The organism is Mesorhizobium zhangyense (assembly GCF_011045115.1).
Lineage (GTDB): Bacteria > Pseudomonadota > Alphaproteobacteria > Rhizobiales > Rhizobiaceae > Mesorhizobium_M > Mesorhizobium_M zhangyense.
Genome location: NZ_JAAKZG010000002.1, coordinates 1 through 18,772, shown reverse-complemented (window position 1 = coordinate 18,772; position 18,772 = coordinate 1). Strand labels below are relative to the sequence as shown.

The following is an 18,772-nucleotide window of genomic DNA, read 5'->3' as shown; positions in this document are numbered from 1 at the left end:
GATCATATAATGAAGACGTTCAAACTTGAACAGAGATGCGCTGGAATTGAAGGTTAGAACGCTTCAGCGTCCAGCGCCATCATCGTATCGGCACCGCTGGAGATGCGGGCGAGGTGTGCGGCCGTTTCCGGCATCACCCGCTCCATGAAGTAGCGGCCGGTGACCAGCTTGTTTTCGTAGAAGGCTGCCGAGCCGTTGCCGAGCTTGCCCTGCGCGGTCTTGGCCATGCGCGCCCACATATAGCCGAGTGCGACCAGGCCGAAGAGGTGCAGATAGTCGGTCGAGGCGGCCCCGGCATTGTCGGGCTTGGCCATCGCGTTCTGCATCAGCCACATGGTGGCGGCCTGGAGGTCGTTGAGGCCCTTCTTCAGCGCCTTGGTGTAGGGCGCCATCTTCTCGTCGGCGCGGTTTTCCTCGCAGAATTCACCGACTTCCTTGAAGAAGGCCTGCACGGCGCGGCCGCCATTCATGGCAAGCTTGCGGCCGACGAGGTCGAGCGCCTGGATGCCGTTGGCGCCCTCATAGATCATGGCGATGCGGGCATCGCGCACGAACTGGCTCATGCCGTGTTCTTCGATGTAGCCATGGCCGCCGAAAACCTGCTGCGCCATGACGGCGTGGTCGAAACCCTTGTCGGTCAGCACGCCCTTCACGATCGGCGTCATCAGGCCCATATGGTCGTCCGCCGTCTGGCGCTCGCCATCGTCGCCCGAGCCATGGGCGACATCCGACTTCAGCGCCGTCCACAGCACCAGCGCGCGGCCCGCTTCATTGAAGGACTTCATGGTCATCAGGTTGCGGCGAATGTCCGGGTGGACGATGATCGGATCGGCCTTCTTGTCCGGGGCTTTCGGACCGGACAGCGAGCGGCCCTGAATACGCTCCCTGGCGTAGGTCACCGCGTTCTGATAGGCGACTTCCGACATCGCCAACCCCTGCAGGCCGACGCCGAGACGCGCCTCGTTCATCATCGTGAACATGGCCTTGAGGCCGCCATTCTCAGCGCCCAGCAGCTTGCCGGTCGCCTCGTCGTAATTCATGACGCAGGTGGCGTTGCCGTGGATGCCCATCTTCTCCTCGATGGAACCGCAGGAAACGCCGTTGCGCTCGCCGGGATTGCCGTCTGCATCGAGATGGAATTTCGGCACGATGAACAGCGAAATGCCCTTCACGCCTTCCGGCGCGCCTTCGATGCGGGCCAGCACCAGATGGACGATGTTGTCGGCCATGTCGTGCTCGCCGGCCGAGATGAAGATCTTCTGGCCGGAAATCTTGTAGGTGCCGTCGCCATTCGGCACGGCCTTGGTGCGCAGCAGGCCGAGATCGGTGCCGCAATGCGGCTCGGTCAGGTTCATGGTGCCGGTCCAGCTGCCCTCGACCAGCTTGGGCAGCCAGGTGTTCTTCTGTTCGTCGGTGCCGTGGACGAGGATGGCCGCAATCGCGCCCTGGGTCAGGCCGGGATACATCATCAGCGCCATATTGGCCGAGATCATGTATTCCGCGACCGCCGTGTGCAGCGAGTAAGGCAGGCCCTGGCCGCCATATTCGGCCGGCACGGCAAGGCCCATCCAGCCGCCTTCGCGATACTGGTCATAGGCTTCCCTGAAGCCCGTGGGCGTCGTCACCGAGCCGTCGTCATGGCGCACGCAGCCTTCGAGGTCGCCGGTGCGGTTGGTCGGCTGGAGCACGTTTTCGGAAAGCTTTGCGCCTTCGGCCAGAATGGCTTCCAGCACATCGGGCGTGGCGTCGGAAAATCCGGGAAGATTGCTGTAGCGCTCATAGCCGAGCACCTCATTCAGTACGAAAAGCGTATCCTCGACCGGGGCCCGGTATGTCGGCATTTTGAATCCTCCGCCACAACACTATGCGGCTCCCGACGCCCGTGATTCAAGCGTCGAGTCCGCTTTCCAGATCGCCATAGCAATAATTGACGTTTGCGTAAACGTCAATTATTTCATGGTTGTGAATTTTCTGAAGGAGGACGACGGCAAGAGACCGCAAAGCTAGCCGCAAGTCCACGTCGGCAATATGAAAAAAGCCACACAATGTCGTCGGACATTGTGTGGCTCAATTTTTCGAAATGCCCGAGACCGAAGCGGCCCACGGGTATCACCACCGGATCAGCCGTTGGCTGCAACCGGCAGCGGACGGTCGGCAAGCATGCCGCGCACCGCCGACATGGCATTGCTGAGTTCGCCGATGGCGTCCTCGATCGCCTCGCGCTGCTTGTGCAGGCGCGAAAGCTGCTTTTCCGACTTGTCGAGAGCGAGCTTGAGCTGCTTGGCGTTGGTGCCCTTGGGATCGTAGAGATCCATCATCTGCTTGACGTCGCGCAGCGAGAAGCCAACCTTCCTGCCGAGCAGGATCAGCTTCAGCCTTGCCTCTTCGCGATGCGTGTAAAGACGCGTGCTGCCTTCCCGCTTCGGGTTCAGCAGGCCCTTGTCTTCATAGAAACGAAGCGTGCGCAGCGTCACGCCATATTTCTTGGCTATTTCGCCGATGCGGGAAAGATCGTTCTCCGCCGCATCGGTAACAGTTTCAGTCATGGCCGCAGTGTTGCCGGCCTGCATAAGCTTCATCGTCATGTTCTTTTGCTTCCCCGTTGGCCACCGCGGTTTGACCGGCGGGGCCTGAACGAAAGCAATCGGGGCTGTGCTTCCGTTCGTGGTTTCAACGAATACTGCGCAAGGGGGCTCAAGCACCGCTTACGTTTACGTAAATGCTATACTCAGAGTGCCGTTACGTTGCAAGCGCCAACTGAATGAAACTGTTTTGCGACTTTTCGTTGCATTCTTTGCCGCGCGGTAAGGTTGGTTAACAACTTGTTTACCACGTTGGGGGAAATGTGCGCATGTCGGTCCGCCGTGGATGATCATTATTCCGATTTGTTCACGTTTGAGAGGACGCGCCCCGCGGATGCGGGCGCATCCGTGCCGATGGGGAAGTTGAAGAACCTGGCCGAAAGCCAGCAAGGGGCGAATGGGCGTTTTGATGAACAGCAAGCGGTCCTATCTCGACACACTCAATACCGGCAGGCTTCGCAAGCCTCACACCACGCTTGAGGAACTGAACCGTTCGCTGGAGAACCTCGAGCAGCGCCTCAGCCGGCCGCAGGATGCCGGACCCGACTTCTCACGCGAGCGCGACGACATGCGCCGCCAGCAACGCTTCGCCGACCTGCCCTACGGCCAGAACCGCGTGGAAGACAACCGTTATGCCGCCCCGCAGCCGGCACCGCGCGCGTCCGCCTACGACCAGCCCTACCAGACGATCGCCCGCGACCTCGACCGCGTGCGCGCGCAGGAAGACGGCGTCGCTGCCTTTGGCAAGATCGCAGCGGAACTGCAGGCGCTGCGCGAGGACCTTCGCCAGCAGGTGACCTCGGGCATGCGCCGCGAATTCGAGGCGGTGCGCGAGGACATCCGGCGCGCCTATGCTTCGGGTGCGGCCAAGGGCGGGGTCGACGAACTCGGCGTCGAGTTCGAGCGCCTGTCGAGCGCCATCCATTCGCTTTCGGAACGCAGCGACGACAAGAGCATCAACATGCTCCGGCTGGAACTGGAGCAGGTCAAAGGCTCGCTCGATCTGCTGGCGCGCGAAGAAACGGTGCGCTCGGTCGATCGCCGCTGGGACGATTTCAACAAGCGCTGGACGGATTTCGAGGATCGCATATCGACCGGATCGCACGACCCGGCGATTTCCGCACTGACCTCGCGGCTCGAGCAGATCAACGACGCCGTCAACAACCTGCCCGAATCTCTGTCGCTGCGCTCGCTGGAGGAAAAGGTGCGCACGCTGGCCGGCGCGGTCGACCATTTCGCCCGCCAGCAGGAAAATACCGACGCCAACACATTCGGCCAGATCGAGGTGCGGCTGGACGAGATCTCGCGCGCCATCGTCGCCTCCACTGCCGCAGCCACGCTGCCCAATTTCGACCCGGCACCCTTCGAGCGCATCGAAGCGCGGATTTCAGCACTGGCCCGCCAGATCGAGGAAGTCGCCGGCGACCAGCCGACCGGCAATGAGGTCATGGAGCGCCTCGGCCTGCTCTCCAGCCGCGTCGACCAGATCACGCAGCAGATCCACCTGCCGGAAGCGGCGGTCGAGCGTCTCGGCAAACAGATCGCCATCATCGCCGACAAGATCGACCGCGCGCCGGCTAGCCCGGATGCGGACTATATCTTCCAGGGCATCGAGCAGCGCTTCGATCACCTGTCCGATATGATCGAACGCCGCCAGGGTGACGCTGCCGAACAGAGCAACACGCTGTTCCGAGATCTCGAGCGCCGGCTCGATGAAGTCGCCGACCGCCTCGACCAGCGCGCGCATGCGCCGGCGCTGGACAATAGCGGCATCATGGACGCCATCGACGCGCGCTTCGCCACGCTTGCCGAACGTCTTGAAGCCCGCCAGCCCGAACCGGCCGACAACGCCGCCATCCGCAAACTCGAAGCACGGCTCGAAAGCATTTCGAGCCGCCTCGATTCGTCTGCCAGCCAGTTCGCCAATATCGATCCGGACCTGATCCGCAATCTCGAAGCGCAGGTTTCCGGCCTGTCGCAGCATCTCGCCCGCCCGTCGAGCCCACTGCCGGAATTCGAGGACATCGGCCCGCGTCTCAACGACATCGAAAAGTCGATCGCCGGCAGCCATGACAGCATCCTCGAGGCCGCGCGGCAGGCCGCCGAAAGCGCTGTGCGCTCGCTGTCGGGTTCGCAGACGCATACAGTGGCGGTCACCGGCCTCGCCGACGACCTGAAGGCGCTGGAAGCGCTGACGCGCCGCTCCGACGAGCGCAACACCGAGACCTTCGAGGCAATCCACGACACGCTCCTGAAGATCGTCGACCGGCTTGGCTCGCTGGAACAGGACGAGCGCCCGGCCAGCAAGGTCGAGCCCGAGCCCCTGAACACGCTGCGCAAGATGGCGCTGCAGGACACGCCGTCGCTCGATTTCGACGACGGCTTGCCGCTGGTCGAGGGCGAAGATCGCCCCTCGCCTTCGCGCGTCGCCAGCTCGCTCACGCCGGCTCAGGCAGCTGCTGCGGCAGCAAGTGCTGCGCTGGATTCGGACACGATCGCCGACGACGAGCCGGAGGCCGGTCCGCGCTCGATGTTCGGCGGGCTTGGCCGCGTCTTCAAGGGCCGCAAGGGGCAGGCGGCGAAAGCCGCGATCCCGGAGCCAGTGGACGCCGTCGCCAAGGACGAAGCACCGAGCGTCGACCTGGACGAGCCGCTCGATCCCAAATTCGCCAATCGACCCCTCGAACCCGGTTCCGGCGCGCCCGACCTCAACGCCATCATGCGCCGTGTTCGCGACGAGCGCGGCCAGCCGGCAAAGGCTGTCGAAACCGAAGCCGCCAAGGCCGACTTCATCGCCGCCGCGCGCCGCGCCGCCCAGGCAGCGGCTGCGGAAGCCGAAGCGCTGAAGCGCGATTCCAGCCTCAAGGGCCCGGTAAAGGCGCTGCGCATCGGCGATCTCCTGAAGGCACGCCGCAAACCGATCCTGATGGCCGCCGCCGCGATCATGATGGCACTGGCCGGCCTGCAGCTCGGCAAGGCCTTCATGGCCGGCGATGCGGAAGTGGCCGAAGTTGTCACGCCGGCAATCGAGCAGCCAGCGGAACAACCCGCTCAGACGGCCATGGCCGAAGTACCGCAGGCGCCCGCCCCCGTCCAGATGGACAGCCTTGCCGACGCCCGCAGCGAAGCCCCGGCCGCACGCACCGTCGACCTGCCGCAGGACAGCCTCGCCGCCGATCCTGAAACAACGCCGGAAGAGGCAACCGCTGCCATTACCGAGCCTGCCCCGGCACCCGAAACGACGGCATCGACGTCTCCGATCGAGCAGTCGGTCGATAATCCGGCGGGAGTCATAAACACCCCCGCCGAGCCTATGCTTGCCAACCCGGTAATGGCTTCCGCCAGCCCGGCAGCAACGCCTGCGGCTACCGAACAATCTACCACCGCTGCCGTCAGTGTGCCGACGGAAGCCGGCCCGGTGGCGCTGCGCGAGGCAGCCGGTTCCGGCGACGCCAAGGCGCTGTTCGAAATCGGCTCGCGCTATGCGGACGGGCGCGGCGTCAAGGCTGACATGAAGACTGCCGCCAAATGGTACGAGCAATCGGCCGAGGCAGGATTTGCACCGGCGCAGTACCGCATCGGCAATTTCTACGAAAAGGGCCTCGGCGTCGAACGCGACGTGGACAAGGCCAAGACCTGGTATCAGCTGGCCGCCAGCCAGGGCAATGCCAGCGCCATGCACAACCTGGCCGTTCTGTTCGCCATGGGTGCCGACGGCACCGCCGACAATGAATCGGCGGCGCGCTGGTTCATCCAGGCGGCCGAACTCGGCGTCAAGGACAGCCAGTTCAATCTCGGCATCCTCGCCGCCAAGGGCGTCGGCATGCCGCAGAACCTCGAAGAGTCCTACAAATGGTTCGCCCTCGTCGCCAAGACCGGCGACAAGGACGCCACCGCCAAGCGCGACGAGATCGGTCACGCACTGCGCCCCGAACAGCTCGAACGGGCCCGCGCGGCAACCGAACTGTGGAAGGCAAAGCCGCTCGACACGGCATCGAACTCGGTCGATATCCCCGAAGCCTGGCAGGAAAGCCAGGGCACGACCGCCAGCGTCGACTTGAAGAAGGCCGTCCGCAACATCCAGGCCATCCTCAACAAGAACGGCTACGACGCCGGCGGCGCCGACGGCGTGATGGGCCTGAAGACCAAGAACGCCATCGCCGCCTTCCAGAAGGCCAACGGCATGGACGCCAACGGCGAGATCGACGAGAAGGTCGTACGGGCCCTGCTGGCGCTCAACAAATAAATGGCAGTCGCCTATTTCGTCACGCACCCCGAGGTCGTTATCGATCCCGAGGCGCCCGTGCCGCAGTGGGGCTTGTCCAGCCGGGGTCACGAACGCCTCCAGGCCTTTTGCGCGCGCCCGCTCCTGAATTCGGTGACCGACGTTTTCGTCAGCGACGAACGCAAGGCGCTGGACTGCGCCGAGACGCTCAAATCTCTGCGCAACCTCGAATTCTGCATAGACCCACGCCTTGGCGAAAACGACCGCTCGTCCACCGGCTATGTAGCGCCACCGCGCTTCTGGGAGATCGTCGCGGAATTCTTCGCGCATCCCGATGCGAGCGTATTGGGCTGGGAAATGGCTGCCGACGCGCAGCGCCGCGTCAAAACGGCAGTGACCGAATGCATCCGCGAAAGAGCGGGCAAGGGAGATGTCGTCATATTCTCCCATGGCGGGGTCGGCACGCTGTTGTTGTGCGATCTCCTGGGCGAGCCGATTTCGCAGACACGGGGGCAGCCGATCAGCGGAGGCGGCTGCTATTTTGCCTTCGATGCCGATACGCTTTCCGTCATTCATGCCTGGCAGGATATCGTGCCGGAACTATCCTGAAATTTGCTCTGAACAGCGTGGGGTTTCGATGGTCAAGTTCGACTGGCACAGCAACCCGATCACCCGCGATACGCCCGTCACGGCAAGCTACAAGAGCACACAGAATGTCCGACGGTTCATGACCGCGCAATGCGGCAAGGACTTCAAGTTCGACGTTAGCTTCATGCAGTGGATCAGGGACGGGACCGGCAAAACCATGGGTGATGTCGCGGACGAATGGATGCGGCGCAAGGCCGGCAAATAGCTTTCAGGGCAGGATTTTACCCGTTCGTCCTCCCCCTGTGCGACGTTCCACATTGACCAAGACTCCGCCGAAGCGTAATGATACAGACCTGTCTCACCCTATCGAGTCCGCGTCATGTCCGCCAGCTACGGCAATACCGAAAAGCGCCAGCATATCGTCGAAACGGCTTATGCGCTGTTCAAGCGCGAAGGCTTTCATGCCACCGGGATAGACCGGATCATCGCCGAGGCGGGCGTGGCGAAGATGACATTGTACCGCCATTTTCCCAGCAAGGATGGCCTTACCGTCGAGGTGCTAGCTTGGCGGGCACGGCGCTTTGACCATCAGCTTGACCAGCTCGCCGAGCTTGACGCCACGCCCGAGCAGAAGATCCTGACAATCTTCGACTGTTACGGGCGCTGGTTCCAAAGCCCGGATTTCCATGGCTGCCTGTTCGCGCATGCGCTCGCGGAATTCGGCGATCCCACCCATCCGGTTTTCAAGGCAGTGGCCGACCAGAAGCACGGCTTGAAGACGCGCATGCGCCGGATTCTCGAAGCCGCTTTGCCTGAAGATCAGGCAGAGAGCATTGCATCGGCGCTTTTGATGCTGCTCGAGGGCGCGACCCTTCTGGCTCAGATGGGTCAGGGAGAAACCGCCATTCGGGATGCGAGAAACGCCGCTCTTGGCCTACTTGCCAAACTGCCGGCACGGCAATGAGCGCGGCGGTCGTCAGCCTGGCGCTTTTTGCGGCGATCCTGCACGCAACATGGAACGCTTTTTTGCGAACGGGTTCCGACCGGCTCTGGACCGTCACGGTCATGAGCCTTGCCGGCACGATCGTCGCGCTTCCATTCGTCTTCATCTACCCTCTGCCGGCAAGTTCGGCCTGGCTCTATATCGTTCTCTCCGCCTGTCTTCAGGTCGGCTACAGCATCTTTCTGGTGGCAGCTTACAGAAACGGCGAACTGGGACAGGTCTATCCCATCGTTCGCGGCACCGTGCCGCTGCTGGTGACTGTCGGTGGGTTCCTGCTCGCCGGCGATCGCCTCGACACCTACCAGACGGCCGGCGTCGTCCTCGTGGCAGCCGGCATCATGAGCCTTTCCCTGGGGAAAGGCCGGGCGGCAACCTCGTCGATCCTCTTTGCCCTGGCGACGGGCGCGATCATCGCGGCTTACGCGACGGTCGATGCAATCGGTGTGCGGCAATCAGGCCATACCGGCGCTTACACTGCATGGGTGGTGGTGATCTATGGCGCGCTGCTGCCGATGATTTTCGTTCTGGTGCGCGGCAAGCTCGTTATCGACATACGTTCGCCCGAAACCTTGAAAGCGCTCGGTGGCGGCGTGGTCGCGCTGATAGCCTATGGCGTCGTCATCGCGGCTTTCGCCCTTGGACCGGCCGGCCCCATCACCGCCTTGCGGGAAACCAGCGTCGTGTTCGCGGCCCTGATCGGGTGGCTTTTTCTCGGCGAGACATTGACGCCTCGCCGCGTCCTCGCTTGCACCGTGGTGGTGCTGGGCGCCATCTGCCTCGGTTTTTGATTACGTCGTCGGAGACCCGGACATTTGCGACGAACCCGGTCGCAAAGGTCCGCCTTTGCTTGCTATAGTCCAAGCGGCAAACATCGAAGGCGCGAAAAAGAATGCCAGCCGTCCAATTCAGGATGCTGCGTTGCAGAACCGCCGGCGTGCAAGCGGTCGAGGCCGCCACGCGCCATGCCTTCACGCGGCACTGGCATGAGCAATACGGCATCGGCGTCATCCATCAGGGCGCGCAGAAATCGCTGAGCGGGCGCGGCATGGTGGAGTCCGTGCGCGGCGACACCGTCACCGTCAACCCCGGCGAGGTCCATGACGGCATGCCGCTCAGTGATGCCGGGCGGTCGTGGCGGATGCTCTATTTCGATCCGGCGGTCATCCAGAACGCATTCTCCGACATGAGTGAAGGCGCGTCGAAAGACTGCGAATTCGTATGGCCGACGAAGACCGACGCCGAAGTCGCCAGCCTGTTCCATCGCCTCTACGCCGCCATCACCGAGGACGGCCCCGACCTGCTGCGCGAGGAACTGCTGCTGCGCCTGCTGGCCGGCGTTCTGCGCGAGAGGGACGAGCCGGCAGCCCTGCACGCCACGCCCATGGCAATCATGCGCGCAAGGCAGTTGATCGACGACGAGCCTGTCGCGGCAGTCACGCTTGCCGAGCTTGCGCGGCAAAGCGGCATGAGCCGGTTTCAGGTGCTGCGCGGCTTTGCCAGGGCGACCGGCTTCACCCCACACGCCTATCTCATGCAGCGGCGCGCCGACCTCGCCCGCCGGTTGATCGCCCAAGGGACGCCACTGGCCGAGGCCGCCGCCGGCAGCGGCTTTGCCGACCAGAGCCATATGACGCGGACCTTCGCACGCAAATACGGTATATCGCCCGGAGCCTACGCAGCCACTGTCGCCTGACCGCCTGCAATTTCGTTCAAGACGACAGGCCCCGACCCGGCTCAAATCGGTTTTCTCACTGGAGAACCGACATGAGCATCGAATTCCTGATCACGTCCTTCATCATCGTGGTGTCGCCCGGCACCGGCGTCGTCTACACGCTGGCGACCGGCCTTTCGCAGGGAGCGCGCGCCAGTGTCGCCGCCGCCTTCGGCTGCACCGTCGGCATCGTCCCGCATATGGCGGCTGCGATCATGGGGCTGGCGGCGATCCTGCACACCAGCGCGCTTGCCTTCCACATCTTCAAATATGCCGGCGTCGCCTATCTGCTCTACATGGCCTGGAATGCGCTTCGCGAGAACGGCTCGCTGAAGGTTGATGAGGAAGTCGCGGAACGTTCGACGGGCCGGATCGCCCTCACCGGCATCCTCGTCAACATCCTCAATCCGAAACTGTCGATCTTCTTCCTCGCCTTCCTGCCGCAATTCATCAGCACCGGCGAGGCATACCCGCTGTCGCGCATGCTGCTTCTGAGCGGCGTGTTCATGGTGATGACCTTTGTCGTCTTCGTAGGCTACGGGCTGTTTGCGGCCTCCGTGCGCGACAAGGTCATCTCTCGCCCGGCGGTAATGACCTGGATGCGCCGTACATTCGCCGGCGCCTTCGTGCTGCTCGGTGTGAGGCTGGCGCTGGCCGATCGGTGAGGGGCGATGGACTGTCAAGGCTCAAATGAAAGATGTCGATCCTTCAGGACACCGCTGCTATGGCAGATAGTTGGCCGACCGGAGGGATGTACAGCGGGCCAGCACGAAACAAGCTTCGAGGGCTGCAATGAAGCCAGGAAGACACGAAATGAAAGCCGCAAAGGAGAGACTTATGGGTGAAGGGACAAAAGCCAAATCCCCTGTCAACTTTGAATTTGTCGAGGGACATGGAATCCACCCCTTTTACCTCGACATGGCGCTCGATCAATTGGTTGAAGCCGCGATAGGATGGAAAGTGGTGCTTAGCGAGCGCGATGCCTCACTGGACACACTTGAAATTCGATTTGAAATCGACGGGAAATATATAGATGTCGGCGTGATAAACACGCTCTTTTCCGTACCAGGCTCGAAAAGCCATTTCAAGGTATATCACATTTCAACTTATGACGCTTTTCTGCAAGACGGGAGGAAAATTTCAAATTTGCCGGAAGGTATTATCTCAACTATACTTAAAACAACCGATGAGTTTCCTGAAAATGATAATTCAGAAGAAGATTCTTACACAGAAGTAAGAATGTACAGGAGTCGAAACAAGGAGGTATCTGTCCTTTTCAATGAAGGAATGAAGCCCCTTGTGTCTGTCTCCAGAGTGCCCATCCTTGGGTAGTCCGACTGCTTGAGACTGACTGCCTCGAAATCCCGTGGGCATCGCGTGATGACCTGCGTTGGACCGCCGTCGAGGCGACTGACCGGTCCCGTTACTATCGCCAAGACCGTATCAACGCGATGCGATCACCGGCAAACACACAAACGTATTTTCAAATACGACCGCTAATGGCGGTCGCCGTTAACCCGCTGACATGCTTTTTGTTTTAGACTGCCCCTGATGTTTGACTTCGCCGCAATGTCGGCGCAAGAGCAATGTAACGACCGAGGGCAAGGGACAGTCTTGGCCGGCAGGCACATAGCGTAGAGTTTGACGGGTGGGCATCTATCTCCCGATCGCAGAATTATCGGCCAACATCCTCGTGCTGCTTGCAATGGGCGCCGCGGTCGGGTTTCTGTCGGGCATGTTCGGCGTCGGCGGCGGCTTCCTCATCACGCCGCTGCTGATCTTCTACAACATCCCCCCGGCCATAGCGGTTGCCACCGGCGCGAACCAGGTCATTGCCTCGTCATTCTCCGGCGCGCTTGCCCATTTCAAGCGCGGCACGCTCGATTTCAAGCTCGGAACGATGCTTCTTCTGGGCGGCATCGTCGGCTCGACGCTCGGCATCTATGTCTTTGCGCTGCTGCGCGCGATCGGCCAGCTCGACCTGTTCATTTCGCTGCTCTACGTCATCCTGCTCGGCACCGTCGGCGCCCTGATGATGGTGGAGAGCGTCAACGCCATCCGCAAGTCCAAGGATGGTGCGGCGCCGGCGCTGAAGAAATCCGGCCAGCACAACTGGATCCACCGCCTGCCGCTGAAGATGCGGTTCCGCGCCTCGAAGCTTTTCGTCAGTGTCATCCCGGTGCTCGGGCTCGGCGCCGGCATCGGTTTCCTGTCGTCCATCATGGGCGTGGGCGGCGGCTTCATCATGGTTCCGGCGCTGATCTATCTGCTGAAAGTGCCGACCAATGTCGTCATCGGCACCTCGCTGTTCCAGATCATCTTCGTCTCCGCCTATACGACCATCGTCCATTCCACCACCAACCAGACAGTCGACATCGTGCTGGCCTTCGTGCTGATGGTGGGCGGTGTCGCCGGCGCGCAATATGGCGCCAAGGCCGGACAGAAGCTGCGCGGCGAACAGCTTCGCGCCCTGCTTGCGCTACTGGTGCTGGCGGTGGCACTGCGGCTCGCCTTCGACCTGTTCGTGCGGCCGAACACGCTTTACTCCCTCACCGGCATCGACGGGGGCCACCTGTGAGGCTGGCGGCGATCTTGGCTGCCGCGCTCGTCGCGGCCTTGCCGGCATTCGGGGCAGCGCTTGCGCAAGCTCAGCTACCCAATCCCGAAAACATCCAGATCGGCCTGTCGACCGACCGCGTCGCCATCACCGCCGACTTCAGCGGCGCCGACCTGACGATCTTCGGCGCGGTCGAGAACGCCGACCCGCTGATAAACCGGCAGGGCCGATACGACGTCATCGTCGTGCTGGAGGGACCGGCAAAGCCCGTCGTCGTGCGGCGCAAGGAACGCGTGCTCGGCATGTGGATTAACCTGGATTCGGAGACATTCGAGAACGTCCCCTCCTCCTACTCCGTCGCCACGACGCGCGCCTTCCGCGACATCGCCGAGCCGAAGAATTACAAGCAGCTCGCACTGGGTGCGGACAACCTTTATATCCAGCCGGCAGACACGACTGACGACCCAGTGACGATCGCCGAGTTCACGGCGGCCCTGCGCGAACGCAAGAAGGCAACCGGCCTCTACAGCGAGCGCATCGGCGGCGTGCAGTTCCTGTCGGCCAACCTTTTCCGCGCAGCCCTTTCGCTGGCGCCCAACGTGCCCGTCGGCACACACCGCGCGCGCGCCTTCCTGTTCCGCAACGGCGTCTTCGTCAAGGAAACCTCGGCGCAGCTCGCCATCTACAAATCCGGCTTCGAGCAGACCATCTACCGCTTCGCCAACAACCATGCCTTCTGGTTCGGCGTCTTCGCCGTCGGGCTGGCGATGCTCACCGGCTGGCTCGGGCGCATCATTTTCCGCCGGGATTGAGGCGGAGCTTCACGGGGACGGTTTGCGCTCTACGTTGCCCCCCTCTGGCCTGCCGGCCATCTCCCCCGCAGGTGGGGAGATTAGCAGCTTCGCTTACGCCGCCCATCCTGCAATGTTCAAGATTGGCGAAAATCACCATGAAGGCTGATCTCCCCACCTGAGGGGGAGATGGCCGGCAGGCCAGAGGGGGCAACGTCGAGCGCAAACTTCTGCGCTCAGCAAAATTTCTACCCCGGCCGCAGCATCGATCCCGCAATCGGAAATATCCGGTGCGTTCCAAGCATATAGGCAATCAGGCTCTCCATGCGGAACAGGCCGGTATAGGCGCGGTCGAGCACGTTCAGCGAGCCCGTATACGCCCCGAAGGCCGGCATGATGATGCGCGCGCCGTCGCTGGCGAAACAGCGCCGCCGCACCGAGCGGCCGCGCTGGACGATGCGCGCGCAGGGGTGGAGGTGGCCGGAAATCTCACCCTCCACCGAGGAAGAAGAAGGCTCGTGCCGGAACATCAGGCCGCCGACGGCGATCTCCTGCACCGTCTCGCCGGGCAGGTCGGCGGGCGCCTGCGGGTCGTGGTTGCCGGCGACCCAGAACCAGTCGCGCCCGGCCATCATCGCTTCCAGCCGCTCGCGGAAGATATCCGGCAGTCGCGCCGCCCCGGCCCCGTCATGAAAACTGTCGCCGAGGCTGATGACGCGCCTTGGAGAATAATCCTCGATGACATGGGCAAGCCGCGCCAGGGTCGCCGCGGTATCGTAAGGCGGCAGCAGCGCGCCACGCCGGATCGCGTAGGAAGACCCCTTTTCCAGATGCAGGTCGGAGACGACCAGCATCTCCATCTCGGGCATGAACAGCACGCCGCGCTGGTCGCAGATCACCCGCTCGCCGGCGATGGTGATCGCCTCGTTCTTCGGTGTCATCGCGCGCACTGCAAGCGTCATTGCGGGCCCATTGCCTCTTCGATCAGGTCGGCGGCTTCCATCAGGAGCGTTTCGTTGGCGCCGCCATTCACCGGCTCCTTGCCGATCTCCAGCATGACCGGCACAGCCAGCGGCGAGATGTGCTCGAGGCTTTTATGCACGATTCGGCCGCGTATGCGCGAGAGCATCTCGGCCAGTCTCCTGACATCGAGCAGGCCGGAAGCGGCGTCCGTGCGCGTCGCCTGCAGCAGGATGTGGTCGGGCTCATGGCTGCGCAGCACATCATAGATCAAGTCAGCCGACACCGTCACTTGCCGGCCGCTTTTCTCCTGTCCGGGAAAGCGTTTTTCGATCAGCCCGGCAATGACGGCGCAATTGCGGAACATGCGCTTCAGCATCCAGCTGTCGTTCAGCCAGGCATCGAGATCGTCGCCCAGCATGTCCTCGTCGAACAATTCACCGAGCGACGGCTTTTTCATGCGGAACATGTGGCCCATATCGTCCAGCGCCCAGACGGCGAGCGAATAATCGGTGGCAACGAAGCCGAGCGGGCGCGCGCCCATCCGTTCCAGCCGCCGCGTCAAAAGCATGCCCAGCGTCTGGTGCGCCAGCCGGCCCTCGAAGGGGTAGGCGACCATGTAGTGCCGGTTGCCGCGCGGAAAGGTCTCGACCAGCATCTCGTCGCGGCGCGGCAGCACCGACTTTTCCTTCTGCAGCCGTAGCCAGTCGGCCACCTGTTCGGGCAGCCGCTTCCAGCGCTCCGGGTCGGCCAGCATCGCCCGCACCTCACCGGCGAGATAGGTCGACAGCGGGAACTTGCCGCCGGCATAGGACGGCACGATGATGTTGGCGCCGCTGCCGTTGGACACGAAACACTCGCTCTCGCGGATGCCCTCGAAGCGCAGGATCTTGCCGGCAAATAGAAAATTGTCGCCTGGCCGCAGCGTCTCGGCGAAATATTCCTCGACCTTGCCGAGCACCGGCCCGCCGCGCCCTGCCACGCCCCTGCCCTGGCGGGTGTAGCGCACATTCAGTTCCGGCATCTCGACGATGGTGCCGATGTTCAGCCGGTATTGCTGGGCGATCCGCGGATGGCTGACGCGCCATGTGCCGTCCTTGGTCAGCTTTATGCGGGCATAACGCTCGTAGCTTCTCAGCGCATAGCCGCCGGTGGCGACGAAATCGACGACGCGATCGAAGGTGTGGCGGTCGAGGTTCACGTAGGGTGCCGCACTCCTCACCTCCTCGAACAGCGCGTCGGCATAAAAGGGCGCGGCACAGGCGCTACCCAGCACGTGCTGCGCCAGCACATCGATCGCGCCTTCGATCAGCGGCGGCGTATCCTGCGCGCCGAGATAATTCGCCTCGAGTGCCGCCCGGCATTCCAGCACCTCGAAGCGGTTAGCCGGGATGAGAATGGCCTGGCTCGGCTCGTCCATGCGGTGGTTGGAACGGCCGATGCGCTGCGCCAGCCGGCTCGCCCCCTTGGGCGCGCCGACATGCACGACGAGATCGACATCGCCCCAGTCGATGCCGAGATCGAGCGTCGAGGTCGCGACGATGGCGCGCAGCGAATTCGTCTCCATCGCCTTTTCGACGCGGCGGCGCTGGCCGACATCGAGCGAGCCGTGATGCAGCGCAATCGGCAGATTGTCGTCATTGCCGCGCCACAGTTCCTGAAACAGGAATTCGGCCTGGCTGCGCGTGTTGACGAAGAGCAGCGTCGTCCGGTGCTGCCGGATGGCTTCGTAGATTTCGGGAATGGCATAGCGCGCCGAATGGCCGGACCACGGCACATGCTCTTCCGATTCCAGGATCGAGATTTCCGGCTTGGCCCCGCCCGGCACGGTGATCAGGTCGGCCATGTCGCCTTGCGGGTTCTGGCTCACCAGCCAGCGCCGCAATTCGTCAGGCTCCGACACCGTCGCCGAAAGGCCGATCGCCTGCAGGCCGGGCACGATCGAACGCAGCCGCGCCAGCCCTAGCGCCAGCAGATGCCCGCGCTTGGAGGTCACCAGCGAATGCAGCTCGTCCAGCACGACATAGCGCAGATCCTCGAAGAAGCGTTTTGCATCGGAAGCCGCGATCAGCAGCGCCAATTGCTCCGGCGTGGTCATCAAAATGTCGGGCGGCACCAGCTTCTGGCGCTGGCGCTTATGCTGCGGCGTGTCGCCGGTGCGCGTTTCCATGGTGATCGGCAGGCCCATCTCGCCCACCGGCTTGCCGAGATTGCGCTCGATATCGACGGCCAGCGCCTTGAGCGGCGAGATGTAGAGCGTGTGGATGCCGCGATGCGCCTGCCCCGGCTTGCGCTTGGCGCGCGTTGCCAGCTCCGTCAGCGTCGGCATGAAGCCAGCCAGCGTCTTGCCCGCCCCCGTCGGCGCAATCAGCAGCACCGACTTTCCCGCCTGCGCCCGCGACAGCAACTCGATCTGATGCGCGCGCGGCGACCACCCCCGCCCGGCGAACCATTTGACGAACGGCTCGGGAAGGATGGCGGCGCTCTGGCCCTGTTCGGTGCGGCTCTGGTCGTTCACGCAAAAGACCTAGCGCGAAGGACGACCCGCGCCAAGCGGAATTTGGAACAAAAGGTGATCGTTTGGTGGGATGGGTGCGATAGCCAGCTTAGCGCTTTTCCACCCTTGTCGAGATTGCGCTTCTGGCTAGGCTAGGGAACAGACGTACATCGCAGGCTCGGAACATCTCGCCAAAGGCGTTCGCGAAGGAATTGTGTGACAGTAGCAAGCTATCCCGCCCAAATTGATTGCTGTTGGATAGCTTCCGATATGGAAGGCTGTATCGCTGTTTTTATTACTGCCGGAGAGGGACCGATACCTGTTGAGCTTCTGAAACCGGGAATTCTGGATTTCATTGGCGACGATGTCGACACCAACCTGAAGTCGAACTCCGAGTATCAGGTTGTTATCTCGCAACCCAAGCCTGACAGTTTCACAACCTTGGCGGAAAAGGGCCTGTTTGTTTATGATTGGCAGGATATTCACAGGAAGTCATCCGAATCCATCCATGCCTACGATCTGGTGGTGCGGCCCACGACGCCTGTGCGTTCTGATGGAATTTCCGACAAGCTTGCAAAGCTGGCTCAAATGATTTGTTTTCACGATATCAAGTTTGCCAACTCGATATCTCTAAGCCCTTACAGCTATTTTGCCTGCATGCAGCGTGATTGATTGACCGCGTCAGTCATCAAGGTCCTTCCAGGTGTCCGCACCATCGAAATGACGCACCTTTGCGCGCGCCAGAACCTCCGGCGCCATGAGCCGGACATTCACCCCCACCTGACCACCGGCGGCCCAGTGCGTCACGCAACCGCATGAAGCGCAGCGGTGAAACTCGAGCTCTCGATTATGGCATCTGTAGATGTCGGTCGTACCCGCCGGCGGCACCCGGCGCACCTGATGCGCCTTATAGTAGGCCCAAAGCGTTCCGTAGCGCCGGCATATGGAGCAGTTGCAATCCGTCACTTCGGCGGAGCAGTCTCGACCTCAAGGCGAATAGCGCCACAATGGCATGACGTTTCAACCAAGGCAGTTCTCCTTCGGCCAACATCGGGGTTGCAGGTTATGGCAAAAGGTGACCGTTGTGTGGGGGCGTGGCCTTCGATCTCAGGGTAAACCTTGGCAACTGGCGGTGCCAACCATGAAGTCGTCATCCCGCAAGACGAGCGTAGAGAGAGCCATTGGTCCTGGCATGTCGAACACGGCTGGCCTGATGGCCATTGGTTCTGCACCGCTGAAGCTCTTCTTCGTTCCGGCATGGATTCCCGACACTCTCCGCTCGTTCCTCGCTCACGAGGTCGAGAATGACGAATTGCATTTGGGCTTGCCACCAATCTCAACCGTTGGCGGTCTGCAGACGCGCAAATAACAAGCTCGTCATCCTCGGGGCCGTAGCCGAACGAAGTTCGGCGGTGGAACCCGGAGATCCATGCCAGAACATCTATGATGGCTGCTGCAATGCAGAACTGTCGAAGCTGAAACCAACGGAAACTGTGGGAAAGATTTCCACCTCATTTCCGCTCAACCCATTGTTTTCCCTCACCCCACACATTTTTTCACGCCCAATCTATCCACACCCCAAGACACCGCCCGCATAATCCCCGCATCGCTCTTGCGGAGAGCGGCGGTGACCTCCCGCCCTGGTGTGGTAGCAGAAACCCGAGGGGCCCGACACAGGCCGGCGTCCTGCGGCCGTATGCCCTGGCTGGAAGTTGCAAGCGAAAGCCTGCGGCGGAAGGAACAAGGACAGATCGCGCAGGATGCGGAGAACCCGCGGCGTCTTGTCCATGGAATGTACATGGAGCGGGCGTTGTGACCGGCCGACCTCGGGACAAGCACCGAGCGGGGCGCGGAAGTC

Annotated in this window: 17 protein-coding genes; 12 read left to right on the top strand and 5 right to left on the bottom strand. The window is 62.3% G+C overall.

The window, feature by feature from the left end:
* Positions 1-53: 53 nt before the first annotated feature.
* Positions 54-1,841, bottom strand: a complete 1,788-nt coding sequence (locus G6N74_RS03700) for an acyl-CoA dehydrogenase C-terminal domain-containing protein (protein ID WP_165114518.1) — start codon at positions 1,839-1,841, stop codon at positions 54-56.
* Between the two features lie 279 nt (positions 1,842-2,120).
* Positions 2,121-2,585: a MerR family transcriptional regulator gene (locus G6N74_RS03695; RefSeq protein WP_165114515.1), complete on the bottom strand. Its 465-nt coding sequence runs from the start codon at positions 2,583-2,585 to the stop codon at positions 2,121-2,123.
* Between the two features lie 406 nt (positions 2,586-2,991).
* On the opposite strand from G6N74_RS03695, the gene G6N74_RS03690 reads away from it, so the two are divergent.
* The 10 genes from G6N74_RS03690 (at position 2,992) to G6N74_RS03645 (ending at position 13,478) form a co-directional block, all read left to right on the top strand.
* A complete protein-coding gene (locus G6N74_RS03690; RefSeq protein ID WP_165114512.1) occupies positions 2,992-6,828 on the top strand; it encodes a peptidoglycan-binding protein in 3,837 nt (1,278 codons plus the stop codon).
* Positions 6,829-7,416: a histidine phosphatase family protein gene (locus G6N74_RS03685; RefSeq protein WP_165114509.1), complete on the top strand. Its 588-nt coding sequence runs from the start codon at positions 6,829-6,831 to the stop codon at positions 7,414-7,416.
* A 28-nt stretch (positions 7,417-7,444) separates the two neighbouring features.
* Entirely contained in the window at positions 7,445-7,660 is a 216-nt protein-coding gene (locus G6N74_RS03680) for a DUF6434 domain-containing protein (RefSeq protein WP_165114506.1), read from the top strand.
* Positions 7,661-7,774: 114 nt separating this feature from the next.
* Positions 7,775-8,359, top strand: coding sequence for a TetR/AcrR family transcriptional regulator (locus tag G6N74_RS03675; protein WP_165114503.1), 585 nt, complete (start codon positions 7,775-7,777; stop codon positions 8,357-8,359).
* The gene (locus G6N74_RS03670) at positions 8,356-9,186 is read left to right on the top strand and encodes an EamA family transporter (protein ID WP_165114500.1); all 831 of its coding nucleotides are present in this window, start codon (positions 8,356-8,358) and stop codon (positions 9,184-9,186) included. The genes G6N74_RS03675 and G6N74_RS03670 overlap by 4 nt, the downstream gene beginning before the upstream one ends.
* Positions 9,187-9,287: 101 nt before the next feature.
* On the top strand, positions 9,288-10,091 hold the full coding sequence (locus G6N74_RS03665) for an AraC family transcriptional regulator (RefSeq protein WP_165114497.1): 804 nt from the start codon (positions 9,288-9,290) through the stop codon (positions 10,089-10,091).
* Positions 10,092-10,162: 71 nt separating this feature from the next.
* On the top strand, positions 10,163-10,774 hold the full coding sequence (locus G6N74_RS03660; protein WP_165114494.1) for a LysE family translocator: 612 nt from the start codon (positions 10,163-10,165) through the stop codon (positions 10,772-10,774).
* Positions 10,775-10,922: 148 nt separating this feature from the next.
* Positions 10,923-11,441 carry a hypothetical protein gene (locus G6N74_RS03655; RefSeq protein ID WP_165114491.1) on the top strand — a complete coding sequence of 173 codons (519 nt, stop codon included), beginning with the start codon at positions 10,923-10,925 and terminating at the stop codon, positions 11,439-11,441.
* Positions 11,442-11,757: 316 nt separating this feature from the next.
* On the top strand, positions 11,758-12,687 hold the full coding sequence (locus G6N74_RS03650) for a sulfite exporter TauE/SafE family protein (protein ID WP_165114488.1): 930 nt from the start codon (positions 11,758-11,760) through the stop codon (positions 12,685-12,687).
* Between the two features lie 14 nt (positions 12,688-12,701).
* Entirely contained in the window at positions 12,702-13,478 is a 777-nt protein-coding gene (locus tag G6N74_RS03645; protein ID WP_246245636.1) for a TIGR02186 family protein, read from the top strand.
* A 227-nt stretch (positions 13,479-13,705) separates the two neighbouring features.
* Here G6N74_RS03645 and pdeM read toward each other — a convergent pair whose 3' ends face one another.
* A complete protein-coding gene (pdeM, locus tag G6N74_RS03640; protein ID WP_165114485.1) occupies positions 13,706-14,419 on the bottom strand; it encodes a ligase-associated DNA damage response endonuclease PdeM in 714 nt (237 codons plus the stop codon).
* Complete coding sequence (locus G6N74_RS03635; RefSeq protein ID WP_165114482.1) at positions 14,416-16,935, bottom strand: ligase-associated DNA damage response DEXH box helicase; 2,520 nt, start codon at positions 16,933-16,935, stop codon at positions 14,416-14,418. Before G6N74_RS03635 ends, pdeM begins: the two co-directional genes overlap by 4 nt.
* 249 nt (positions 16,936-17,184) lie before the next feature.
* Here G6N74_RS03635 and G6N74_RS03630 point away from each other — a divergent pair, with 249 nt between their 5' ends.
* Positions 17,185-17,586 (top strand): hypothetical protein, encoded by a 402-nt coding sequence (locus G6N74_RS03630; RefSeq protein ID WP_165114479.1) that lies wholly within the window; start codon positions 17,185-17,187, stop codon positions 17,584-17,586.
* Positions 17,587-17,595: 9 nt separating this feature from the next.
* Here G6N74_RS03630 and G6N74_RS30660 read toward each other — a convergent pair whose 3' ends face one another.
* The gene (locus tag G6N74_RS30660) at positions 17,596-17,721 is read right to left on the bottom strand and encodes an aldehyde-activating protein (protein WP_165114476.1); all 126 of its coding nucleotides are present in this window, start codon (positions 17,719-17,721) and stop codon (positions 17,596-17,598) included.
* A gap of 334 nt (positions 17,722-18,055) precedes the next feature.
* On the opposite strand from G6N74_RS30660, the gene G6N74_RS03620 reads away from it, so the two are divergent.
* Positions 18,056-18,283: a hypothetical protein gene (locus G6N74_RS03620; protein WP_165114473.1), complete on the top strand. Its 228-nt coding sequence runs from the start codon at positions 18,056-18,058 to the stop codon at positions 18,281-18,283.
* Positions 18,284-18,772 lie beyond the last annotated feature (489 nt).

What these genes read in the sequence shown, in the direction of transcription:
- G6N74_RS03630 (WP_165114479.1), top strand. Translation starts at nt 17,185, where the DNA reads ATGGAAGGCTGTATCGCTGTTTTTATTACTGCCGGAGAGGGACCGATA.
- G6N74_RS03680 (WP_165114506.1), top strand. Translation starts at nt 7,445, where the DNA reads ATGGTCAAGTTCGACTGGCACAGCAACCCGATCACCCGCGATACGCCC.
- G6N74_RS03700 (WP_165114518.1), bottom strand. Translation starts at nt 1,841, where the DNA reads ATGCCGACATACCGGGCCCCGGTCGAGGATACGCTTTTCGTACTGAAT.
- G6N74_RS03685 (WP_165114509.1), top strand. Translation starts at nt 6,829, where the DNA reads ATGGCAGTCGCCTATTTCGTCACGCACCCCGAGGTCGTTATCGATCCC.
- G6N74_RS03670 (WP_165114500.1), top strand. Translation starts at nt 8,356, where the DNA reads ATGAGCGCGGCGGTCGTCAGCCTGGCGCTTTTTGCGGCGATCCTGCAC.
- G6N74_RS03675 (WP_165114503.1), top strand. Translation starts at nt 7,775, where the DNA reads ATGTCCGCCAGCTACGGCAATACCGAAAAGCGCCAGCATATCGTCGAA.
- G6N74_RS03665 (WP_165114497.1), top strand. Translation starts at nt 9,288, where the DNA reads ATGCCAGCCGTCCAATTCAGGATGCTGCGTTGCAGAACCGCCGGCGTG.
- G6N74_RS03660 (WP_165114494.1), top strand. Translation starts at nt 10,163, where the DNA reads ATGAGCATCGAATTCCTGATCACGTCCTTCATCATCGTGGTGTCGCCC.
- pdeM (WP_165114485.1), bottom strand. Translation starts at nt 14,419, where the DNA reads ATGACGCTTGCAGTGCGCGCGATGACACCGAAGAACGAGGCGATCACC.
- G6N74_RS03620 (WP_165114473.1), top strand. Translation starts at nt 18,056, where the DNA reads ATGAAGTCGTCATCCCGCAAGACGAGCGTAGAGAGAGCCATTGGTCCT.
- G6N74_RS03690 (WP_165114512.1), top strand. Translation starts at nt 2,992, where the DNA reads ATGAACAGCAAGCGGTCCTATCTCGACACACTCAATACCGGCAGGCTT.
- G6N74_RS03655 (WP_165114491.1), top strand. Translation starts at nt 10,923, where the DNA reads ATGAAAGCCGCAAAGGAGAGACTTATGGGTGAAGGGACAAAAGCCAAA.
- G6N74_RS03695 (WP_165114515.1), bottom strand. Translation starts at nt 2,585, where the DNA reads ATGACGATGAAGCTTATGCAGGCCGGCAACACTGCGGCCATGACTGAA.